Consider the following 22401-nt stretch of genomic DNA (forward strand, 5'->3'; position numbering starts at 1 on the left):
CTCGCGCAGCGCAGCGCCGCGCGCCGCGTCGCGCCGCCTGGCGGTGGTACCGCGTGCCGTCCTCGACAGCCGGCCCGCGCCTCCCCCTCGATGCACCCGGCATCGAACGATGCACCCGATTCCTCGTGGGTTCATCGTTCGGAACCGGGTGCATCGGCACCCGCTGCGCCGACGTCACGAGCCTGAAACACGCGTGCCGTCGCGACGAAACCCGCGTTTCGTACGCTGACGACGACCACCCGGCATCCCCACGATCAGGAGTCCCGATGTCCCAGCCCTCGTCCGTACCGGCTGCCGCCGGCGGCGCGTCCGTCGACACCGTCGAGAAGCACCCCGTCGACCGCGTCCCGCCGCTGCGGAGGCTCTTCCCGCTTGGCCTGCAGCACGTGCTCGCGATGTACGCCGGGGCGGTCGCCGTCCCGCTGATCGTCGGCGGAGCGCTGGTCGGCATGGGCCAGCTCGAGCCCGGCGACATCGCGTACCTGATCAGCGCCGACCTGTTCGTGGCCGGCATCGCGACGATCGTGCAGTCCGTGGGGTTCTGGCGCTTCGGGGTGCGGCTGCCGCTGATGCAGGGCTGCACCTTCGCCGCCGTCGGCCCGATGATCGTGATCGGCGGCGAGTACGGCATCACGGCGATCTACGGCTCGGTCATCGCGAGCGGTGTCTTCATGATGCTGCTCGCCCCGTTCTTCTCGAAGCTGGTCCGGTTCTTCCCGCCGATCGTCACCGGCACGGTGATCCTGATCATCGGCGTCTCGCTGATGGACGTCGCCGCCGGCTGGGTCGGAGGAGGCGCGGGTTCCGACGACTTCGGACGTCCCCTCGACATCGCCTTCGCCGCGGGCACCCTGCTGCTGATCATCCTGATCGAGCGGTTCGCGCCTCCTGCGCTCCGCCGTCTGTCTATCCTGCTGGGGCTCGTCGTCGGCACCCTCGTCGCCTGGCCGTTCGGGCTGACCGACTGGAGCGGAGTGGGCGAGAGCGCCTGGTTCGGCCTCGCCCTGCCGTTCCACTTCGGACTGCCGACCTTCCCGGTGAGCGCGATCGTGTCGATGTGCATCGTCGGCCTGGTGATCATGACCGAGACCACCGGGGACATCATCGCGGTGGGCGAGATCGTCGACCGGCCCGTGACGCCGCGACGACTGGCCGACGGGCTGCGGGCCGACGGCCTGTCGACCGTCATCGGCGGAGTCTTCAACACGTTCCCGTACACCGCGTTCGCGCAGAACGTCGGCCTGGTCAGCATCACCGGCGTGAAGTCGCGGTACGTGGCGACGCTGGCGGGGGGCATCCTCGTGGTGCTCGGCTTGGTGCCCGCGCTCGGGGCCGTCGTCGAGGGCGTGCCGGTGGCGGTGCTCGGAGGGGCGGGCGTCGCGCTGTTCGGCATGGTCTCGGCGAGCGGCATCCGGACGCTGTCGAAGGTGCGGTTCACCAACAGCAACATCCTGATCGTGGCGGTCGCCTTGGGCGTCAGCCTGCTGCCCACGGTCAGCCCCGAGATCTACGCGCAGTTCCCGACCTGGTTCACGATCGTGTTCGACTCGGGCATCAGCGCCGGGGCGATCGTCGCCGTGCTGCTCAACCTGCTGCTCAACTCGCCGCGGGTGCAGGCGCGCGACGAGGGCGCGGACCGCGACGTGTCGGCGCACGACGCCGTGCGCGGGCCCGCGGCACCGGCCGGGGTGACCGAGCGCGAGGTCTGAGCCGGGGCCCGGGCCCGGGGCCGTCCGCTCCCGCGTCGCACCGTCGACCGAACGTCGCACCGCGCACCTCGGCGGTGCGACGTTCGGTTCGTGGTGCGACTCGTGATCCGGTACGGACCGGATCAGGCTCGGAGGGAGAACGGATCGGCCCGACCTGGCCCGGCCTGGCCCGACCTGGCCCGGCTCGACTCGGCCCGACCTGGCCCGGCTCGGTTCAGCGACCGCCGGCGAGGCGCCAGAGTCGGTCGCGCGACATCGGCAGCTCGTACGGCCGCACCCCGAGGGCATCGCGGATCGCGTTCGCCAGGGCCGGGGCCACCGGGTTGTACGGCGCCTCGCTCATCGACTTGGCACCGAGCGGGCCGAGGTCGTCGTGCGTGGTCGTGAAGTGCACCTCGGTCTGGGGCACGTCGCCGAACTTGGGCATCCGGTAGTTGCGGAACGCCGTCGTCAGCACGCGCCCCTCGTCGTCGAGCATCATCTCTTCGTAGAGCGCGGTGCCGATCGCCTGCGCCGTGCCGCCCTCGACCTGGCCGCGTAGCTGCTCGGGGTTCAGCACCACGCCGGCGTCCGCCGCCTGCACCGAGCGCAGCAGGCGCACCTCGCCGCTCGCCCGGTCGACGGCGACCTCGAAGCCGTGCACGTTGAACGCCACCGAGCGTGGGGTGCCGTCATGGGAACCGTCGGCCGTGAGCGGACCGTCGGCCAGCAGCCGCTCGCCGGACACGAGGACGGTCGCATCGGCACCGGGGCCGACCCGCACCACGACGCCGCCCGCGACCACCTCGGGGGCGGTGCCGGTGTCGACGGCGTGACCCGCGCCTCCTGCGATCGCCAGGGCGCGGTCGACCATGGCCGCACGCAGCTTGTGGGCCGCGGCGAGTAGCGCCTTGCCCGCGACCACGACGCCGGCCGAACCGTAGGCCCCGGTGTCGTAGCGGGCCACGTCGGTGTCGGACTGCCGGACGACGACCCGGTCGGGCGTGGTGCCGAGCGCCGAGGCGACGAGCTGGGTGTGCACGGTCGTCGTGCCGTTGCCGAACTCGGCCGTGCCGACGCCGATGTCGTAGCGGCCGTCGGGCAGCAACTCGATCGAGGTGTCGGCGAAGTGACCGCGCGGCGGGATCGTCGCGATCATGGCAAGGGCCATGCCGCGCCCGGTCGACCAGGTCGGGCCGACGGGGGCAGGAGGCGCGCCCTCGGGAGCAGGAGACGCTAGCGCCTGCTCGACCAGGTCGAGGCACTGGTCGAGTCCGTAACTGCCGATCAGCAGGTCGCTCTCTTCGTCGGGGTCGGTGACCACCATCGGGTCGCCGGGGACGATCACGTTGCGGCGGCGCAGCTCGAACGGATCGATGCCGAGCTCGCGGGCCAGTTCGTCCATCGCGGACTCGACGGCGAAGACGACCTGCCCGAGCCCGTACCCGCGGAACGCCCCCGAGGGTAGGTTGTTCGTGTAGACCGACTCGGCGTCGACGCGCTTGTTCGGGCAGCGATAGACGCTGGTCGACTCGTGCACGGAGTGGTACATGACGCCGACGCCGTGGTTGCCGTAGGCGCCCGTGTCCATCAGTTGGTCGACGTGCAGCGCGGTCAGCACCCCGTCGTTCGTCGCCCCGACGCGCACGCGGACGCGCATCGGGTGGCGGGTCGGGGCGATGGTGAACTCGTCCTCGCGGGTGAACTCGTATTGCACGGGCTGACCGGTGCGCAGCACGGCGAGGGCGACCAGGTCTTCGGTGATCAGCTCTTGCTTGCCCCCGAAACCGCCGCCCACGCGGGCGGCGAAGACCCTGACCTGCTCCTGCGGCAGCCCGAAGACGTGAGCCAGCTCGTCCCGCACGAGGAACGGCACCTGGCTCGCCGTGCGGATCACGAGGCGTCCGTCGTCGTCGAGCCAGCCGCGCGAGGCATGCGTCTCGAGGGCTCCGTGCGAGACGCGCTGCGTGCGCCAGGTGCCCTCGACCACCGCGTCCGCCGCGGCCAGGCCGGCCTCGACGTCGCCGGTCTCGTCGTGCATCGCGGCCACGGTGTTGCGCTCGGGGAACGCTATGCGCGACACCTCGCTGGTCTTCTCGCCGTGCAGCAACGGGGCCCCGGGCGCGCGCGCCGTCTCGGGGTCGAACACGGCGGGCAGGGGTTCGTACTCGACCACGATCGCGGCCAGGGCGTTCGTCGCCGTGCGCACGTCGTCGGCGACGACTGCGGCCACGCGCTGCCCGCGGAACCGCAGAACGGGGTCGAGGACGAGCCCGTCGTCGGGGTCGTCCTCGCGGTCCTCGTGGCGACCGGTCGAGAACAGGGTCGCGGGGGAGTCGCGGTGCGTCAACACCAGGTGCACCCCGGGCAGCGCCTCGGCGGCGCTCGTGTCGATCGACGTGATGCGGGCGTGGGCGTGCGGGCTGCCGAGCACGGCGAGGTGCAGCAGCTTCGTCGTGCTGCGGAAGTCGAGCGTGTACGGCTCGCCGCCCGACACCACGCGCATCGCCGCCGGAGCCTTCACCGATTGTCCGGCCGCCTCGCCGTCGGCCGGGGACACCGTGTTCGAGACGCCGCAGATCGCGTCGCCGATCGCCCGGTACCCCGTGCACCGGCAGAGGTTGCCCTTCAGGAGGCGCGGCAGGTCGTCCGCGTCGGCCTCGGTGAACGTCGAGGCCGTCACCACCATGCCGGCCGTGCAGAAGCCGCACTGGAACCCGGCCGCGTCCGCGAACGCCTGCTGCACGGGGTGGGGGTGCTCGGGGGTGCCGAGGCCTGCCGCCGTCGTCACGGCCCGGCCCTCGAGCCGGTGCGCGGGATAGATGCACGAGTGCACGGGCTCGCCGTCGACCAGCACCGAGCAGGCGCCGCAGTCACCCGCGTCGCATCCCTTCTTGACCGAGTGGACGCCGTTCTCGCGCAGCACCGTCCGCAGCACCTGGCCGGGAGCGACGTCGGCGTCGAGGGGCAGGCCGTCGACCTCGAACGTGACGTGTCTCGGGGTCATCGCGCGCCTCCGGGGGTCGTGGTGGTGGGTGGCGTCCGCCTCGCGCGCGCGGCCGCGCTGCGCGGGTCGTGGGTCGTCTCGCGCACGGGTCGCTCCGGTGCGCCGGTGGCGGGCCGTCCGAGCTCGACGCGCAGCTCGTCGGCGAAGCGGACGCTCATCGCGCGGCGCCAGTCGGGGTCGCCGTGGGGGTCGGAGTACCAGCAGTCGACCCGGGCGAGGGTGTCGGCCAGGGCCCGCTCGCCGGGCACCTCGTCGAAGCGCAGCTGGACCGGACGCGTCGTCCCCGCCGTGACGGTGACGACGAACTCGCCGTCGAGGCCGAGCCGGGCCGTGACGAGCGTGCCCGAGCGGCCCAGGGGGCTGAGCGAGATGCGGCGGAACCCGGTGCGCGAGCGCAACGAGTCGACCGGCACCTCGAGGGCGCGCAACACCTCGCCCGGCTCGAGGGCGTTCTGCACCACCCCGGTGACGAAGGTGGAGACGGGCTGGCGGCGTTCGCCGCCGTCGGTGGTCCAGACGAGGGCCGTGGCGTCGAGCGTGGCCATGAGCGACGTCATTGCCCCGGCGGGCAGCCCGAGGGCGACGTTGCCGCCGACCGTCGCGACGTTCCAGATCTTGAACGAGGCGAGCAGTGAGTTCGCGCACCGGTCGATCAGCGGGTGGGCGACCCAGTCGGCGTCGGCGGGCAGCCGCAGCAGCTCGGCGATGGTGCAGGTGGCGGCGACGCTGACGACGTCGCGGCCGTCGGCGGCGATGCCGCGCTCGACCGGCGTCCACCCGAGCGAGGTCAGGTCGACCAGGCCGGTCAGCCCGGGCTGCCGCTCGGAGAACAGCCACGTGCCGCCGCCGAGGGGACGTTCGCCGGGCGCGAAGACGATCTCGTCGCGGCGTGAGGGGGTGCGGATCTCGCGAACGGTGGTCAGGTCCATGGGAGACCCCACTCTGCACGACCGGGGTTTCGAGCATGTGTCGGCTCGCTCGGCGTCGAAGGACCCGTGCCCGCGCGCTGCCGGTGGCCCGACGTCCGGGAGGCGCGGGTCGGCCAGCCACGTCCGTCGCGTCGGGGCACCGTCGCTAGGGTGTGCGTCATGATCGAGCTCGACGACGCCACCTTGCGTTCGCACCTGCTGGCCGCCCTGAACGTCGAGCGGTGGGCCGACGACGTCGCCGCGCAGTCGCCGTTCGCCGACGTCGACGCCCTGATCACGGTCGCGGCCGCCGCGGCGACGCCGCTCAGCGCCACCGAGATCGACGAGGCGATGGCGCACCACCCGCGGATCGGCGAGAAGCCGGTCGGCGACGGGGCAGCCCAGGAGTTCAGCCGACGCGAGCAGGGCTCGGCGGCCGACGCCGACGACGAGACCCTCGCGCAGCTGCTGGTCGAGGGCAACGCGGCGTACGAGCAGCGCTTCGACCGGGTGTTCCTGATCCGTGCCGCCGGTCGGAGCCGGGCCGAGATCGTGGGCGAGCTGCACCGGCGACTCGGGCTCGACGACGACACCGAACGGCGAATCGTCGGGGCGGAGCTGCGCGACATCGCCCTGCTGCGGTTGCAGTCGACCTTCGCCGAGCCGGCGCCCGCCGAGCCGGCGCCCGCCGCGCCATCGTCCACCGGCCACGACGAGGCCCGAGCATGAGCCACGTCACGACGCACGTCCTCGACGCTGCACTGGGCCGCCCGGCCGCCGACGTCCCCGTCGCGCTCCACGACGCACGGGGCACCGAACTCGCCACCGGCGTCACGAACGCCGACGGGCGCGTGCCCGAGCTCGGCCCGGACGCCCTGCCCGCCGCCGACTACCGACTCGTCTTCGAGACCGCCGCCTACTTCGCGGCGACCGGGCGTGACACGTTCTACCCGCGTGTGACGATCGACTTCACCCTCGCCGACGAGTCGAGCCACTACCACGTGCCCGTGCTGCTCAGCCCGTTCGCCTACTCGACCTATCGCGGCAGCTGACCCTCCTCGCACGACGGCTCAGTAGTCGGTGCGGTGGTCGTGGGTCAGCCACGCCTCGAACGGTGCCGGCGCGTTCGTCGGGCGCACCTCGTCGACGGGGAGGTCCCAGGTGGACCGGTCGCGCGCGAACAGTTCGTAGAACTCGAGGTCGTCGAAACCGCCGCGTGCGGCGTCGTGCCGGTCGGCGGCGTACACGACCCGGTCGACCCTCGCCCAGAGCGACGCCGAGAGGCACAGCGGGCACGGTTCGCACGAGGTGTAGAGGGTCGTGCCGGCGAGGGAGAAGTCGCCGACCACCTGGCAGGCCGCGCGGATCGCGGTCACCTCGGCGTGCGCGGTGGGGTCGAGGTCGGCCGTCACCCGGTTCCGCCCCTCGGCCACGAGCTCGTCGCCCCGGACGATGACGGCCCCGAACGGCCCGCCCCCGTTCGCGACGTTCTCGACGGCCAGTTCGATGGTGCGGGCCAGCCAGCGGGCGTCGTCGGCGTCGGTCACGGTGTCTCCTCGGGGTGGGGCTGGGACGGCTGATGCAGCGGGTGGGGGTTCGGTGGACTCGACGAGGCTCACGCGAGACCCGCGGAGGCGCGCCACGCGTCGTGGGCCGGCGGCGCGTCGTCACGCAGCACGGTGGCCTCGATGAGACCGTACGGGCGATCGGCGGCCCAGAAGACCTCGCCCGGGTTCTCGAGCCCGAAGGGCGACAGGTCGTAGGCGAAGTGGTGCTTGTTCGGTGCCTTGAGTCGCACCTCGACGATCGACGGGATCGCCTCGAGGACGGCGGTGCCCATGTGCCACAGGGTCTGCTGGAGGGCGAGCGACTGGAGGGTGGCGAATTCGCGGACCATCAAGCGCTTGACCTCGGCGTACGTGGCCTCCCAGTCGACGTCGGTCGTGCCGAAGCGCCACTTCGCGTCGAGGGCCGTCGCCATGACGCGGTCGTGCGTCTCGGGCAGGGTCGTGAACTCGTCGGTCAGGAACCCGGCGAACTCGGAGCCGGTGGACTTGAGCAGGACCAGGTCCTTCAGGCCGCCCACGACGTACTCGCCGGTGTCGTCGACCGTGACGGCGGCGGTCCGGACCTCTTGCCCCGAGCGCAGCCAGGTGTGGTCGTGCTCGGTGCCGTCGACCACGGCCCGCTGCCAGTCGTACTGCTCGATCTCGATGCGGGCCCCCGTCACGGGCTCGACGTCGTGGACGAAGTGGCGGGCGAGCTCGAGCCCGAAGCGCTCGACGGCCTCGACGCCTTTCGACTTCGCGAAGGCGAACGCGGTGTTCTTCTGGGTGTCGGTCGGCAGGACGGCGCTCTGGTCGCCGCGGAGGTAGGCCGCGTCGAAGGGGCCGCGCAACGCGGTCGTGACGTTGACGTCGCGGATCTCGTGCCGGGGCCCGTCGCGGTAGAAGCGCACGAGTCGCGACTCCGCTTTGCCGTACTGGTTGTCGCCGAGGATGATCGCCATGCGGCGATGATCACACAACCGTGTGAACGACTTGTTTCACGATCGACGAATTGTGAACAATTCGTTTCAGAAGGCTCATCGGGACGAGGCGTCCACTCGCTACTGTGCTGGGCATGGCGATCTCCGAGGCGACCCCAGCACCCCCGTCGGGCACCGTTCCCGCGACTCCGATCCTGCAGCCCCTGTCGCCGGACGACCGCGATGGGGCCGTCCCCTACGTGCCCGCGACGCTCGCCACCACCCTGTGGGGGCGCTTGCCCTGCGCCTCCGACGAGCCCGTGCTCACGATCGACCCGGGCACGGCCGTCCTCATCGACACCCTCAGCCACGAGGGCGTGCTCGACGACCAGGGCCGTGACCCCCGGGCCTTCTTCGCCCGCCACGGGGTGCCCCCCGAGCACGTGCTCGACGACGCGGTCGCCCTGGCCGCCGCGAGCGACGAGCGGCACGGCCGAGACCCCGCCGCCGACGGCCCGCACGTCGTGACGGGGCCCATCGCGATCCGCGGCGCCCAGCCCGGCGACGTCGTCACGATGACCCTGCTCGACGCGACACCACGGGTGCCCTACGGCGTCATCTCGAATCGTCACGGTCGCGGCGCCCTGGCCGGCGAGTTCCCGCTCGGGGCCGGCCCGGTCAGCGTCTTCGCGGCCGTCGACCACGAGCCCGACGGCTCACTCGTCGGCACCCTGCCGCTCGTGCCCGGCGCCGAGCACACCGTGCGGTTCCCCCTGCACCCGTTCCTGGGCATCATGGGGGTCGCCGTCGCGGGCGACGAGCGACCGCACTCGGTGCCACCGGGCCCACACGGGGGCAACGTCGACATCGCCCTGCTGACCGAGGGCGCCTCCCTGCACCTGCCCGTCCAGGTGCCCGGGGCCCTCGCGTACGTCGGCGACCCCCACTTCGCCCAGGGCGACGGCGAGGTCGCGCTCACCGCGATGGAGGCCAGCCTGCGCGTGACCGTCCGGTTCGACCTGGTGCCGCGCGCCGAGGCCGTGGCGATGTTCGGCGAGATCGCCGGGCCGCTGGCCGAGACCACCGAACTGCTCGTGCCGACCGGCCTCGACGAAGACCTCGACGAGGCGGTCCGCGCCTGCGTCCGGGCGGCGATCGACCTGCTCGAGGCTCGCCACGGCATGGACCGCAGCCTCGCCTACGCCTACCTCTCGGCCGCGACGGACTTCGACATCTCGCAGGTCGTCGACCTGGTCAAGGGCGTCCACGCCCGCATCCGCAAGGCGGACTTCGGTGGCTGACGCGACGCCCGCCGCACGGCTCGTCCCCGAGGAGGGGCGGGTCGGCTCGGGCACCGTCCCCACGACCGTCGAGGGTGACCTGCCCGACGGCCTGCTCGAGGCGTTCGACGCCTACGAGCGCGCGCTCGCCGCCGACGACCAGGCCGCGCTCGCCGCCGCCTTCGAATCGACCGCCACCGTGATGCGCGCCGACGCGGGGGGCCTGCTGGTCGGGCACGACACCATCACGGCCTTCCGGGGGAGGCGCGGCTCGGGCCCGGTCCGGCGTGTGGTCGAGTGCCACGTGCGGGTCGTCGACGCCGACACCGCCCTGGTCGTGTCGGTCAACGCCGCGGCGTCCGGCGGGCGCGGTGTCGTCACGCAGCTCTGGCGCCGCGATCCGGGTGCGGGGTCGCGGGGTGCACGCCCGTGGCGGATCGCGTCGGCGCAGGTGCAGGCGTCGCCCCCGGCGATGGACCGCCGGATCTGGCGGGTCGTGGGCGAGCCGTTGGTCCCGCGGAGCCGAGAGGGCGACGCGACCGGCACCGCGCCTCCTGCCCTCTCGGGCGAGACGGTCGCCGTGAAGGACTTGTTCGCGGTCGCAGGTCACGCGATCGGCGCCGGGGTGCCCGCGCGGCTCGCCGGTGCGACGCCCGAGAGCCGGCACGCGGCCGCGGTGCAGCACCTGCTCGACGCCGGAGCCGACCTGCGGGGCATCGCCCAGACCGACGAGTTCGCGTACAGCATCGCCGGACGCAACTCCGCCTACGGCACCCCGCCGAACCCCGCCGTGCCGGGGGCGATCTCGGGTGGTTCGACCAGCGGCCCGGCGGCGGCCGTGGCCCTCGGGCAGGCGAGCATCGGCCTCGGCACCGACACGGGCGGATCGCTCCGGGTGCCCGCGTCGTACCAGGGGCTCTGGGGCCTCCGCACGACGCACGGGGCCGTCGACCGCGCCGGGCTGCTCCCTCTCGCGCCGAGCTTCGACACGGTCGGCTGGTTGACCCGAGACGTCGACACCCTGCGACGCGCGGCCGAGGCGTCGTTGCCCCCGGCCGACCAGGTGTCGGTCGAGTCGTCGTACGTCGTCGATCCGGCCCTGCTCTCGCCGGTCATGCCCGAGGTGCGGGCCGAGTTCGGGCGGGCCGTCGGCGAGGCGACCGCGGCGGGGCGCATGCGGCGCCCCGAGCAGGTCGTGCTGGGCGACGTCGCACAGCTGTTCGAGCTGTTCCGCGTGCTGCAGGCCTTCGAGGCCTGGCAGTCCGACGGCGGCTGGATCACCTCGCATCCCGGCGAACTCGCACCCGACGTGGCATCCCGGTTCGCGTTCGGCGCGACGATCTCCCCCCGACGGGCCGAGGAGGCGCGGGTCGCCCTCGGTCACGAACGTCGCCGCCTCGAGTCCCTCCTCGACGGGCGGGTGCTGCTCCTGCCGAGTGCGTCCTCGGCCGCGCCCCCGCTGGGCGCGACCCCCGCCGAGGTGGACGCGGTGCGCTCGGCGACGCTCGGGTTGACCTGCGTCGCCGGCGTGCTGGGTGCGCCGGCGGTGTCGGCACCGGTCCTCGAGGTGCCCCTCGCCTCCGGGAGGAGCGCGCCCGTCGGGCTGTGCCTCGTGGGCCCCCGCGGGGCGGACCTGTCCTTGCTCGATCTCGCGGCGACCTGGGCGACCTGATGCCCGCCTCGGATGGCGACCGACGAGTTCACCTGGCTGAAACACGGGTTGCGTAGGGTGGGTCGGGTGAAACGCGTCTTCCAGCCGATCGACCCGCCCGCCCGCCTCTTGATGGGCCCCGGCCCGATCAACGCCGATCCCCGGGTGCTCCGCGCGATGTCGGCGCAGCTCGTGGGGCAGTACGACCCGGCCATGACCGCCTACATGGACGAGACCCAGGCGCTCTACCGCGAGGTGTTCCAGACCTCGAACGAGCAGACCCTGCTCGTCGACGGCACCTCGCGCGCCGGCATCGAGGCCTCGCTCGTCTCGCTGATCGAGCCGGGTGACAAGGTGCTCGTGCCCGTCTTCGGCCGCTTCGGGCACCTGCTGCGCGAGATCGCCGAGCGCTGCGGGGCCGAGGTCCACGTCATCGAGGTGCCCTGGGGGCAGGTGTTCGCCCTCGAGACCGTCGTCGAGGCGATCGAGCGCGTCCAGCCGAAACTGCTCGCGGTCGTGCACGGCGACACCTCGACGACCGTCGCCCAGCCGCTCGAGGGGCTCGGCGAGGTCTGCGCCCGCCACGGCGTGCTGTTCTACACCGACGTCACGGCGTCCCTCGCCGGCAACGCCTTCCGCACCGACGAGCTCGGCCTCGACGCCGTCAGCGCCGGCCTGCAGAAGTGCCTCGGGGGCCCCTCGGGGTCGTCCCCCGTCACCTACAGCGAGCGGGCCGTCGAGGTGATCCGGGCCCGCACGTCGATCGAGGCCGGCATCCGCACCGAGGGCGACACGACGAGCACCCACCGGATCGCCTCGAACTACTTCGACCTCGCGATGATCTTCGACTACTGGGGCCCTCAGCGCCTCAACCACCACACCGAGGCGACCACGATGCTCTGGGGTGCCCGCGAGTGCGCCCGCCTCGTCGTCGACGAGGGAGTGGACGCCATGGTGGCGAGACACGAGCTGCACGGCCGCGCCATGCTCGCCGGGGTGCAGGGGCTCGGCCTCGAGACCTTCGGTGACCTCGCGCACAAGATGAACAACGTGGTCGCCGTGGTGATCCCCGACGGGGTCGACGGCGATCGGGTGCGGGGCGCCCTGCTCGCCGACTTCGGCATCGAGATCGGCACCTCGTTCGGTCCGTTGCACGGCAAGGTCTGGCGCATCGGCACGATGGGCTACAACGCGCGTCGCGACACCGTCCTCACGACGCTCGCCGCGCTCGAGGCCGTGCTCCGCCGCGAGGGCGCACCGATCACGAGCGGCGGCGGCGTCGGTGCGGCCTACGACGTCTACCTCGACTCCGACCGAGCCGGAGGCGCGGCGTGAGCGACGAGGCGCGCCTCGTCCTCGATCGCTGCGACGCCCTGGCCGCGGTCTCGAGCAGCCCGACCGGCATCGAGCGCGTGTACCTCTCGCCCGAGCACGCCCGGGTCAACGCGATGGCCGGCGGATGGATGCAGCGGGCCGGCATGACGACGTGGCAGGACGCGGCCGGCAACCAGCGCGGCCGGTACGAGGGCACCGAGCCCGGCCTGCCCGCCCTGCTGCTCGGCTCCCACCTCGACACGGTGCCCGACGCCGGCCGGTACGACGGCATCCTCGGCGTGCTGCTCGGGATCTCCCTGGTCGCGCGACTCGAGGCCTCCGGCACCCGTCTGCCGTTCGCGATCGAGGTCCTCGCCTTCGGCGACGAAGAGGGCACCCGTTTCGGCACCGCCCTGCTCGGTTCCCGTGCGGTCGCCGGCACCTGGTCGCCCGAGTGGTGGGACCTGACCGACGCGTCCGGCACGACGCTGCGCGACGCGTTCGTGGCCTTCGGCCTCGACCCCGACCGGGTCGGCGACGCCGCCTACGAACCGGCCGACGTGATCGGCTACCTCGAGACCCACATCGAGCAGGGCCCCTACCTCGAGGAAGCCGACCGGGCGCTCGCCGTCGTCTCGTCGATCGCCGGGGCGCGACGTTTCGAGCTGACGCTGACCGGGGTCGCCGGTCACGCGGGGGGCGTCCCGTTCCACCGTCGACACGACGCGCTCGCCGGGGCCAGCGAGATCGTCCTCGCGGTCGAGCGACTGGCCCGAGAGGCCGACTGCATCGCCACGGTCGGTCGCCTGCAGGCGTTCCCCGGCGGCGTCAACGTCATCCCCGGGCTCGTCGAGTTCAGCCTCGACCTCCGTGGCGAGCACGACGACCGACGCGACGAGGTCTGGGCCGACATCCAGGCCGTCGCGGCCGAGGTCGGTGAGCGTCGAGGCCTGACCCTCTCGGTGGACGAGACCCACCGCGCGCCGGCCGTCGTGGCCTCGCCGCGCCTCCGGGGGTTGGTCCGCGACGGCATCGCCGCCACCGGCGACGCCGACCCGATGGTGCTGTTCTCGAAGGCCGGGCACGACGCCATGGCCGTCGCCGAGCTGACCGAGTGGGCCATGCTGTTCGTCCGCTGCGGCAACGGCGGCATCAGCCACCACCCCGACGAGATCGTCACGATCGACGACGTGGCCGTCGCTCTCGACGCCTTCGAGGCCGCCGTGCACGCGGTCGCGGCGGCACATCCGGCCCAGGCCCAGGCGCAGGCCCAGGCTCAGGCACGCGCGTGAGCGACCAGGTCGAAGGGGCGGGCATCCGCGACCGCATCGACTCGGGCTACGGCCGTCTCTCGCCGCGCGAACAGCGAGCCGCCGACTTCATCCTCGACCACCTGGACGACCTCGCCGTCTACACCGCGACCGAGATCGCCGAGCAGAGCGGCGTCTCGAAGGCGACCGTGTCGCGGTTGTTCCGGCGGCTCGGCTTCACCGACGCACAAGAGGTGCGCGACCAGGCGCGGGCGTCGCGCAGCCGGGGCGTCCCGGTCGGGCCGACCCGCGCCTCCGGGGGCCTCGCCGAGCACGCCGAGGCCGAACGTCGCAACCTCGACGTGATGCTGTCGGGGCTCGTCGACGGTCGACTCGAGCGGGCGGCCGCGCTGGTCGCCGGAGCCGAGCGGGTCGTCGTGGCGGGGTTCCGCAACAGCTACCCGGTGGCCCTCCACCTGCGGCAGCAGTTGGTCCAGGCGCGGGACGACGTGCGCGTGGCGCCGCAGCCCGGCCAGTCGATCGGCGAAGAACTCGTCGGGCTCGGATCGCGGGACGTCGTCGTGCTGGTGGGGTTCCGCCGCCGCCCGGCCGGGTTCGCCGGCGTCCTGTCGGCGCTGGCCGCCCGCGGTGTGCCGGTGGTGCTCGTGGCCGATCCGTCGCTGCGCGGCGTCGACGTGACGGTGAGGCTCGACTGCCCGGTCGAGACCCCGGCCCCGTTCGACAGCTACGCGAGCGCGATGAGCCTGGCCGCCCTGCTCGCCGGGGCGGTTCTGACCGAGACCGTGCGCGCCGGCCGACCCGAAGGCGGTCGCAGCCGCGTCGCCGAGATCACCGAACTGTACGCCGAGCTGTCCGAGCTCGAATAGGTCTGCAGTCGAACCTCGAGATGCAGCACTGACCGGCGGGTGACGAACGCCGAGGGGCTGGCGGTGCTCAGCGGCGCAGCACCGGCCCGTGACCCGGCAACACCACCCGTGCCCCGCGGTCGACCAGCCGCCCGTAGGTGCGCCCCGCCTCGGCCAGGTCGGAGTGGAAGATCGGGTGCAGCATCTGCACGCCGTCGAGCCGTGAGGTCGGGTGGCCGGTCACGAGGGCGTCGCCCGTGATCAGGACGTCGTCGTCGGGCAACGCGAAGACGGTGTGCCCGGGGGTGTGACCGACCGCGGCCGTCGGCACGACGCGGTGACCGCTGAACGTGCGTGACGCCCCGAGGTCGAGAGGCACGACGTCGGTCACGGCCACGTCGCCCAGGCCTCCGGCACGCACCGCGTGCAGCACCCAGCGGGCGAACCGCGGCTTGTACAGGTGCGGCAGGACGTCACCGACGGTGACCTGGTGCAGTTGCTCGCGGGTCACGTTCGGCACCTCGGCGGGTGCCGCGAAGACCTCGAACTCGTGTCGCCGGCGCAGGGCGGTGATCGTGCCGATGTGGTCGCTGTGCCCGTGCGTCACGAGCACCGACGTGAGCCGGGCGTCACCGTCCGTAGCCGACGCCACGGCCCGGAGCGACGACTCCACCAGCTCGAGGTCGGCCGGGTAGCCGGCGTCGACCAGCGTCAGGGTGCCGTCGCCCGCGAGGATCGTCCAGTTCGACGCGGGACCCTCGACGAAGTGCACGCCCGGTGCGACCTCGACGGGAGCCGCCGGCCTCGTCGGGCTCACGCCGCGACCTCGGCGGAGGCTCCAGGGCTGCCCTTCACGAGGCGACCCCGGTGTCGGGGCGGACGAGCAACCGCGCCGGAGGCGCGCTCGGCCCCGCCAGCCGGCCGCCCACCCACGTCGCGGCGACCTCGCCGAACAGGCGAGCGTCGTCGTACGCGGTCACGGGGTTGCGGTGCGAGAGGTCGTCGACGTCGATCGTCACGGGCGTCTCGGGGGCGAAGGCGACGAGGTCGGCGTCGGCGCCGACCGAGATCCGCCCCTTCGTCGGCAGGCCGACGAGCGCGGCCGTGCCACGGGACATCCATCCGACGACGGCCTCGAGCGGGATGCCGCGCTGCCGTGCCCCGGTCCACACGGCGCGGAAGCTCAGCTCGAGGCCCGAGATGCCGCCCCACGCCACGTCGAAGTCACCGTGTGCGGCGTCGGGGCCGCCGGCGAACTTGAGCTCGCGGGTCGACGGCGAGTGGTCGCTCGCGACGACGTCGATCGTGCCGTCGACCAGCGCCTGCCAGAGCAGTTCGCGGTTGGCCTCGCCGCGGATCGGCGGGCAGCACTTGAACTGCGTCGCCCCGTCGCCGATGTGCTCGGCGTCGAAGGTCAGGTAGTGCGGGCAGGTCTCGACCGTGAGTCGCAGTCCCTCGGCCTTGGCCGCCCGGATGGTGTCGAGTGCCGTCGCCGACGAGAGGTGCAGCACGTGGGCGCGTCCGCCCGTGGCGCGCAGGGCGTCGATCACGTGCTCGATCGCCGTGCGCTCGACCACGTCGGGACGCGAGCGGACGAACGCGTCGTACGCCGCGCCTCCTGCGGGCGTTTCGGCGGACGAGGCGCCGGCGCCGGCCTGGGTACCGTCGGCCGCGTCATCGTCGCCGGTCAGTGAGGCCGCGGCGGCGTCGAGCCCGTCGGGGTCTTCCGCGTGCACGATCAGCAGGCCGTCGAAGTCGGCCAGCTCGGACATTGCCCCGTGCAGCTGCTCGGTCGACAGGTGGGGGAACTCGTCGACGCCCGACGGCGACAGGAACGCCTTGAACCCGAAGACGCCGGCCTCGTGCAGCGCCCGCAGGTCGCCCGTCCCGAGGTTCGCCGGGATCGCCCCGCCCCAGAACCCGACGTCGACGACCGACTGGGGGCCCGCGGCGGCGCGCTTCTGCTCGAGGGCGTCGACGGTCGTCGTCGGCGGGATGCTGTTGAGGGGCATGTCGACGATCGTCGTGACGCCCCCGGCGGCGGCGGCACGGGTCGCCGTCGCGAAGCCCTCCCACTCGGTGCGGCCGGGCTCGTTGACGTGCACGTGGCTGTCGACGACACCGGGCAGCAGCACCTGGTCGTCGGGGAGGGTCACGTCGACGGTGGCGTCGACCTGGTCGGTGAGGCCGCCGACGGCGACCACGCGGCCGTCACGGACGGCGACGCTCGCCTCGCGCCAGGCGCCGTCGACCAACGCACGACGGGCCCGGACGACGAGGTCGTGGTGCACGGCGTCAGCCACGAGCGTCACCGTTCGCTCCGTCGGCCGCCGAGCGCGCCTCCTGGGCTGCTGACTCCGCGGAGGCAGTCGGGGTCGCCGACACCGTCGCTGCCGACGCCGCGGCCGCCTGGGCCTCGCGCGCTTCGACCTCTTTCCGCCGCTCGCGCAGCAGGTGCCCGGTCAGGGCGACGAGCAGCGTCAGCCCGCCCGCGACGCCCATGCCCACACCGATGTGCACCTGCAGCAGCAGGGCCCCGACGCCTGCCCCGGCGAGGATGAGCGCGACGGCGAGCACCCGCCGCGGGAAGTTCTTGCCCGTCCCGCCGGCGAGCTTCGACTCGGACGCGAGCCCGACGATCGTCGACGTGACCACCACGGTCGTGACGTCGGCCACGGCGATCTTGCGCGCGGCGGCGGCCTGCAGGCCCATGGCGGCACCGAGCAGGCCGGTGATCGTGAAGGCCCACGGCGTGTTCTCTTCGGGCACGACGAAGAAGGTCGAGATGCCGAGCCCGAGCAGCACACCGCCGGTCACCCCGAACGAGATCGTGCTGCGGCCAGACCAGCCGAGACGACCGCCGCGCAACACACGGCCGCCGATCGCGGCCCCGAGCAGGAACGCGGCGAGGGCCACGATCGGACCGACGATCGGCAGACCGTCGGCCTGCGCGATGGCCATGCCGAGGATGACCACGTTGCCGGTCATGTTCGCGGTGAACACCCGGTCGAGGCCGAGGTAGCCGACGGCGTCGATGATGCCGGTGGTGAACGTCAACGTCAGCATCATGACGAGGTGCATGCGCGCCTGGTTGCGGCGGAACTTCTTCACGGGGGTCCTCAGGTGCTCGGCGCCGCGGGGCACGGCGGGGCGGGCGACTACGGCGGCGTCGGCGCATCGGTTCTGCCGTCGATCGTATTGTCGCCGCGCCGTCGTGTGCGAACCCCGGGCCGTGCCTGTGGACGGACGGCGGCGCGGTGCGGTTGGGGAGGAGCCGTCCGACCCGCTCGTGACCGGGAGAGCCTGCCGAACCCGAGCCCGAACCCGAGCCCGAACCCGAGCCCGGCTTCGCGTCGCGGCGGGCCGAACCCGACCTATTCCAGGCGTTGCGGCGGGCCGAACCCGACAACGCCGCGAGGACACGCCGTCGACGGACGGATGTGAGCGGCGTGTCGCCGGCCCGGTGTCGCGATTTGCACAGAGGGCAGGGCGGGGCAGGGCAGGGCAGGGCAGGGCGGGGCAGGGCAGGGCGGGGCGGGGCCGGGTCAGGGGCGGCGGACGACCAGGGTGTCGGCGAGGCCGGCCGTGGCGTCGGCGGCGACCGTGCCGGTGCGGGCGAAGTCGGCCCAGACCTGACGCACCTTGCGGCCGCGGCGGTCGACGTCGTCCCAGTCGGTCGTGCCGACCAGGCGGGTGTGCGCCCAGGCCTCGCGGCCGCCGAGCAGCAGCGGCAGCTCGGTGATGTGGGCGGCGCCGAACGCCGTGCCCTCGGGCTCCCAGGTGAACTCGAACGTCGAGACGCGCCCGCCCGCGGCGCGGTGCCGCTCGGCGAAGGCCCGACCGGCCCGGTGGTAGACGGCCTTCGTCGTGGCGTCGATCATCAGGCGTCGGATCGCCCGGCCGACCACGGGCAGGCCGAACAACCGCTGCAGCAGGGGGGAGAACTCGGCGAACACCGCGGTCTCGTCGGCCGTGGCGCCGATCAGCAGGTCGATCTCGGGTGCGACCTCGCGCCACGCGTCGGCGGCGGCGGACTCGGCCGGCAGCGGTGCCCGCCCGTACTGGAGCCCGAAGGCCATGCCGCCGCGCAGGCCGAAGCGCTTCGCCGCCCGCTCGGCCACGGACTGCCCGGCGAGCAGCTCGTCGAGCGGGGCGTCCTTCCGCGGCGTGCCCACCGCCTCCGTCATCGCCTTCACCATGCGGCTGCGTCCGCGCACGATGCCGAGCGGGGCACTCTGCACGATGGCCCGGGCGAACAGGCCCCGGGCGCCCTCGCTGATCATCAGGTGCGCGATCGCGTCGCCGCCGGCCGACTGGCCGAACAGGGTGATGCGAGACGAGTCGCCGCCGAACGCCTCGATCGTGTCGTGCACCCAGCGGACCGCCGCGAGCTGGTCGAGCAGCCCCAGGTTGGCGGGCACCTCGTCGCCGACGCCGAAGAAGCCGAGCATTCCCAGCCGGTAGGTCACGGTGACGACGATGACGCGCTGCTCCGAGACGAGGGCGCGCGGGTCGTAGACGCGCAGGTCGCCCGCCCCCGACACGTACGAGCCGCCGTGGATCCACACCATGACCGGCACGCGCTCGTCGGCGAGCAGGTCGGCGGGCAGGGTGATCGAGAGGCGTTGGCAGTGCTCGTCGTCGACCATGCCGGCGGCGGCGCCCTCGATCAGGGCGTCGAGCCCGGGAGACGCGACCTGCGGCGAGGCAGGGGCGCGGTCGAAGGCGAGCAGCGGGGACGACCAGGGCGCGACCGGGCGCGGCGGCTCGAAGCGCTCGGCCTCGGCGTAGGGCACCCCGAGCACGCGGACGACCGCACCGTCGACGCGGCCCACGACGCGGCCGGACGGGGTGTCGAACTCGCGGCGGGCAGCCCGGTCGTCGGTGTCGACGACGGGTTCGCCCGGGGTGGTCGGCGTGCTGGCGGTCGAGCGGGGAGCGTCCTGGGTCACCCGACCATCGTGCCCCTCACCGCCCGTCTAGGCTCGCGGCATGACCGCCGACACCGCTCCCGTCCCGGGCCTCTACCGTCACTTCAAGGGCGGCCGCTACGAGGTGCTCGGCACCGCCCGTCACAGCGAGACGGACGCACCGCTCGTCGTCTACCGTGCGCTCTACGGCGAGGAGGGGCTCTGGGTGCGGCCGCTCGCCGCCTGGTCCGAACACGTGCGACGCGACGGGTACGACGGCCCGAGGTTCACACCCGAGGGCTGATCGGCGCGGTCGCGGCCCGTGCGCCCGCCACGCGGCGGTCGAGGACGAGCCGAGGAGGCGCGGGCCGGGTCAGCGAAGTCACAGCTGCTTGATAGCCGCGCGGCCGGACACTCGGCTCATGAAGTTCTCACGTCGCTCCCAGCGCTCCCAGGGTGCAGCCACAGACGGGAGCGCCACGGACGACGCGGCCCGCACCGCCGACCCGGCCGCGGCCGCCACCGTCCCCGGCGACCCGGCCCGCGCCTCCTCGTCCGGAGCCGCCCTCCCCGCGGCCGCCCTCCCCGGCGGCGCCCCGCCCGCAGCAACACCGCCCGCAGCCGCACCGCCCGCAGCTGCACTGCCCCCGGGCATGCTCGTCGCGGGCGCCTGGGCCTGGCGCCTGCTCGCGGTCGCCGCCGTGCTGGCCGTGCTCTTCTGGCTGATCGCGACGCTCGAGGAGATCGTCGTGCCGCTGTTCATCGCGATCCTCGTGTCGGCGTTCCTCGTGCCGGTCGCGGGGTTCCTGCGTCGGCACCGGTGGCCGCGCTGGCTCGCCATCGTGGCGGCGCTGCTGGCCGGGGTGGTCGTCGTCGGCGGGCTCGTGCTGCTCGCCGTGACGCAGATCCGGGCGGGACTGCCGCAGATCGAGAAGCAGTCCGTGGCGCAGTACGACCAGCTGACGACCCTGCTGCAGGGGCCGCCGTTCCAGCTGACGAACGCCGACGTCGACGGCTACCTGACGGACGCCCAGAACGCGCTGCAGACCGAGAGCAAGGCGATCCTCAGCGGCGTGCTGTCGATCGGCACCGCTGCCGGCCACCTGCTGGCCGGAGGCCTGCTGACCCTCTTCGCGACGATCTTCCTGATGATCGACGGCCGCGGGGTCTGGGCCTGGACCGTCCGCCTCTTCCCGAAGTCGGCCCGGCCGGCCGTCGACGGGGCCGGCCAGGCGGGCTGGCACACGCTCACCTCGTTCGTGCGCGTGCAGATCGTCGTCGCCGCGGTCAACGCCGTCGGCATCGGCCTGATCGCGTTCGTCCTCGGGCTGCCGCTCGCCGTGCCGATCGCGATCCTGGTCTTCCTGGCGTCGTTCATCCCGGTCGTCGGGGCCATCGTGACGGGCGCGCTCGCCGTGATCGTCGCCCTGGTCTTCGCGGGGCCGGTGCAGGCCGTGGTCATGTTGGCCGGAGTGCTCGTCGTGCACCTGCTCGAGGCCCACGTGCTGCAGCCGCTGGTCATGGGATCGGCCGTCCGGGTTCACCCGCTCGCGGTCGTCTTCGCCGTGGCGGGCGGGTCGTACGTGGCCGGCATCCCGGGTGCGCTCTTCGCCGTGCCGACGGTGGCCGTGCTCAACGTGATGGTCAAGTACGTGGCGACGGGGGCCTGGCGTCGGTCCCGCGTCGCGGACGACGTCGTGACGGCACCCGAGGCGTCGTGATCGCGGGTCGCTGACCTGCCCGACCCGCGCCTCCTTCGCTCGGATGAGGGAGGCGCGGGTCGAAGTCATCCGCTGGGCTGATGCGCCGGACTGCACGGTTCGACAGTGGATTGTGTGGTTCTACTCAGGAAGTGTCTGCATACTCGTCACTTCGCCCGGGCGCGTGCGCCCCTCCCGATCGAGTCCCGACTCGGCCGAGCAGCTGCGGCGGACGAGTCGAGGCCCCACGGCCTCGCGAGACCGACACCGACCTGTCACGGCCCCTCGCCCCGTCGCGTGGACACCGGCCACCCGTGAGCGCCCCGAGCGCCCGGCGTGGTCCGCCGTGTGCGCCCCGCCCGACCGGAGGCGCGGGTCGGCCGAGCACGAGGACCACATGACCACCGAGAACACCCCTGCCTCCGGCCAGGACTCCGTCACCGCCGAGTCGACCCCGACCGCCGAGGCCCCCGCCACGCGCCGCTCGCTCTCCGCGGTCCGCCGTCGCAGCTCCCGTCGCCGCCTCTCTCTGATCGGAGGCGTCGCCGCGATCGCCCTCGTGGCCGGGACCGGCTTCGCGGTCACCTCGATGTCGGCCGCCGGTGCGGACACCATCTCGGCCGAGCAGCACGCCGCCGACGTCAAGCAGCAGAAGGCCGACATCGCCACCTCGCTGGCGCAGGCCAAGGCGCGCTCGACCATCCAGATCGCGAACCAGGTCGTCGCCTCGACCTCGGGCCGGACCGACGCCAGCGAGCTGCAGACCCAGGTCGCCTCGCTCGCCGACTACGAGAAGCTCGACGCCTCGACGCTGAACGACCGCGTCGAGAAGACGGCGCTCTCGGCGCAGACCGTGCAGTCCGCCGCCGCCGAGGCCGACCGGCAGGCCGCTGCCGCCGCGGCCGCCGCCCAAGCGGCCGCCGAAGCCCAGGCCGCCGCCGAGGCGAAGGCTGCCGCCGACGCCGCGGCCGCCGCCGAGGCCGCCCGCGCCGCCGCCGACAACTCGGTCGCCGGGGCCAAGGCCACGGCGCAGTCCCTCGCGTCGTCGCAGTACGGCTGGGGCAGCGACCAGTTCTCGTGCCTCGTCTCGCTCTGGACGAAGGAGTCGGGCTGGAACTACAAGGCCTACAACGCCAGCGGCGCGACCGGCATCCCGCAGGCGTTGCCCGGCAGCAAGATGGCCTCGGCCGGCAGCGACTGGGCGACGAGCGCCAAGACGCAGATCACCTGGGGGCTCGGCTACATCAAGTCGGTCTACGGCACTCCCTGCGGCGCCTGGTCGCACTCGCAGTCCGTCAACTGGTACTGAGCGGGCCCTCCCGGGCTCGGGTCGCACCGCCTTCTGAACGTCGCACCGCGC

General features: G+C 73.4%; 19 protein-coding genes. 11 read left to right on the top strand and 8 right to left on the bottom strand.

Going from position 1 to position 22401, the window contains the following annotated elements:
- The first annotated feature begins 266 nt into the window (after positions 1-266).
- Positions 267-1709 (top strand): nucleobase:cation symporter-2 family protein, encoded by a 1443-nt coding sequence (locus tag ASE87_RS10430; protein ID WP_082452552.1) that lies wholly within the window; start codon positions 267-269, stop codon positions 1707-1709.
- A gap of 214 nt (positions 1710-1923) precedes the next feature.
- Here the strand turns inward: ASE87_RS10430 and ASE87_RS10435 are convergent, their stop codons facing one another.
- Complete coding sequence (locus ASE87_RS10435; RefSeq protein ID WP_056228332.1) at positions 1924-4695, bottom strand: molybdopterin cofactor-binding domain-containing protein; 2772 nt, start codon at positions 4693-4695, stop codon at positions 1924-1926.
- The gene (locus ASE87_RS10440; RefSeq protein WP_082452553.1) at positions 4692-5624 is read right to left on the bottom strand and encodes an FAD binding domain-containing protein; all 933 of its coding nucleotides are present in this window, start codon (positions 5622-5624) and stop codon (positions 4692-4694) included. The genes ASE87_RS10435 and ASE87_RS10440 overlap by 4 nt, the downstream gene beginning before the upstream one ends.
- 159 nt (positions 5625-5783) lie before the next feature.
- Here ASE87_RS10440 and uraD point away from each other — a divergent pair, with 159 nt between their 5' ends.
- On the top strand, positions 5784-6332 hold the full coding sequence (gene uraD / locus ASE87_RS10445; RefSeq protein WP_056228334.1) for a 2-oxo-4-hydroxy-4-carboxy-5-ureidoimidazoline decarboxylase: 549 nt from the start codon (positions 5784-5786) through the stop codon (positions 6330-6332).
- Positions 6329-6655, top strand: coding sequence for a hydroxyisourate hydrolase (uraH, locus tag ASE87_RS10450; RefSeq protein ID WP_043596245.1), 327 nt, complete (start codon positions 6329-6331; stop codon positions 6653-6655). The genes uraD and uraH overlap by 4 nt, the downstream gene beginning before the upstream one ends.
- An 18-nt stretch (positions 6656-6673) precedes the next feature.
- On the opposite strand, the gene ASE87_RS10455 is transcribed toward uraH, so the two are convergent.
- Positions 6674-7150 carry a nucleoside deaminase gene (locus ASE87_RS10455; RefSeq protein ID WP_056228337.1) on the bottom strand — a complete coding sequence of 159 codons (477 nt, stop codon included), beginning with the start codon at positions 7148-7150 and terminating at the stop codon, positions 6674-6676.
- A 68-nt stretch (positions 7151-7218) separates the two neighbouring features.
- On the bottom strand, positions 7219-8112 hold the full coding sequence (gene pucL, locus ASE87_RS10460; protein WP_043596242.1) for a factor-independent urate hydroxylase: 894 nt from the start codon (positions 8110-8112) through the stop codon (positions 7219-7221).
- Between the two features lie 113 nt (positions 8113-8225).
- On the opposite strand from pucL, the gene ASE87_RS10465 reads away from it, so the two are divergent.
- From ASE87_RS10465 to ASE87_RS10485, 5 genes are all read left to right on the top strand, one after another.
- Complete coding sequence (locus ASE87_RS10465) at positions 8226-9371, top strand: acetamidase/formamidase family protein (RefSeq protein ID WP_056228340.1); 1146 nt, start codon at positions 8226-8228, stop codon at positions 9369-9371.
- Positions 9364-11022: an AtzH-like domain-containing protein gene (locus tag ASE87_RS10470; RefSeq protein WP_235472273.1), complete on the top strand. Its 1659-nt coding sequence runs from the start codon at positions 9364-9366 to the stop codon at positions 11020-11022. Before ASE87_RS10465 ends, ASE87_RS10470 begins: the two co-directional genes overlap by 8 nt.
- Positions 11023-11133: 111 nt before the next feature.
- Positions 11134-12336, top strand: coding sequence for an alanine--glyoxylate aminotransferase family protein (locus ASE87_RS10475; protein ID WP_056229515.1), 1203 nt, complete (start codon positions 11134-11136; stop codon positions 12334-12336).
- Positions 12333-13607, top strand: coding sequence for an allantoate amidohydrolase (locus ASE87_RS10480; protein ID WP_056228343.1), 1275 nt, complete (start codon positions 12333-12335; stop codon positions 13605-13607). Before ASE87_RS10475 ends, ASE87_RS10480 begins: the two co-directional genes overlap by 4 nt.
- Complete coding sequence (locus ASE87_RS10485; protein ID WP_235472274.1) at positions 13604-14452, top strand: MurR/RpiR family transcriptional regulator; 849 nt, start codon at positions 13604-13606, stop codon at positions 14450-14452. The genes ASE87_RS10480 and ASE87_RS10485 overlap by 4 nt, the downstream gene beginning before the upstream one ends.
- Positions 14453-14519: 67 nt before the next feature.
- Here ASE87_RS10485 and ASE87_RS10490 read toward each other — a convergent pair whose 3' ends face one another.
- From ASE87_RS10490 to ASE87_RS10505, 4 genes are all read right to left on the bottom strand, one after another.
- Complete coding sequence (locus ASE87_RS10490) at positions 14520-15248, bottom strand: MBL fold metallo-hydrolase (RefSeq protein ID WP_043596238.1); 729 nt, start codon at positions 15246-15248, stop codon at positions 14520-14522.
- 34 nt (positions 15249-15282) lie between these two features.
- A complete protein-coding gene (gene allB / locus ASE87_RS10495) occupies positions 15283-16734 on the bottom strand; it encodes an allantoinase AllB (protein WP_235472275.1) in 1452 nt (483 codons plus the stop codon).
- A complete protein-coding gene (locus ASE87_RS10500; RefSeq protein WP_235472276.1) occupies positions 16727-17542 on the bottom strand; it encodes a DUF1275 family protein in 816 nt (271 codons plus the stop codon). Before ASE87_RS10500 ends, allB begins: the two co-directional genes overlap by 8 nt.
- Before the next feature lie 434 nt (positions 17543-17976).
- Entirely contained in the window at positions 17977-19383 is a 1407-nt protein-coding gene (locus tag ASE87_RS10505; RefSeq protein ID WP_082452554.1) for a carboxylesterase family protein, read from the bottom strand.
- A gap of 40 nt (positions 19384-19423) precedes the next feature.
- Between ASE87_RS10505 and ASE87_RS10510 the strand changes: the two genes are divergently transcribed.
- The 3 genes from ASE87_RS10510 to ASE87_RS10520 all read left to right on the top strand — a co-directional run bounded on the left by ASE87_RS10510 (position 19424) and on the right by ASE87_RS10520 (position 22350).
- Entirely contained in the window at positions 19424-19645 is a 222-nt protein-coding gene (locus ASE87_RS10510) for a DUF1653 domain-containing protein (protein WP_056228347.1), read from the top strand.
- A gap of 118 nt (positions 19646-19763) precedes the next feature.
- Positions 19764-21062, top strand: a complete 1299-nt coding sequence (locus ASE87_RS10515; protein ID WP_235472277.1) for an AI-2E family transporter — start codon at positions 19764-19766, stop codon at positions 21060-21062.
- Between the two features lie 376 nt (positions 21063-21438).
- The gene (locus ASE87_RS10520; RefSeq protein ID WP_056228350.1) at positions 21439-22350 is read left to right on the top strand and encodes a hypothetical protein; all 912 of its coding nucleotides are present in this window, start codon (positions 21439-21441) and stop codon (positions 22348-22350) included.
- The last annotated feature ends 51 nt before the right edge of the window (positions 22351-22401 follow it).

The organism is Frigoribacterium sp. Leaf44, assembly GCF_001421865.1.
GTDB lineage: Bacteria > Actinomycetota > Actinomycetes > Actinomycetales > Microbacteriaceae > Frigoribacterium.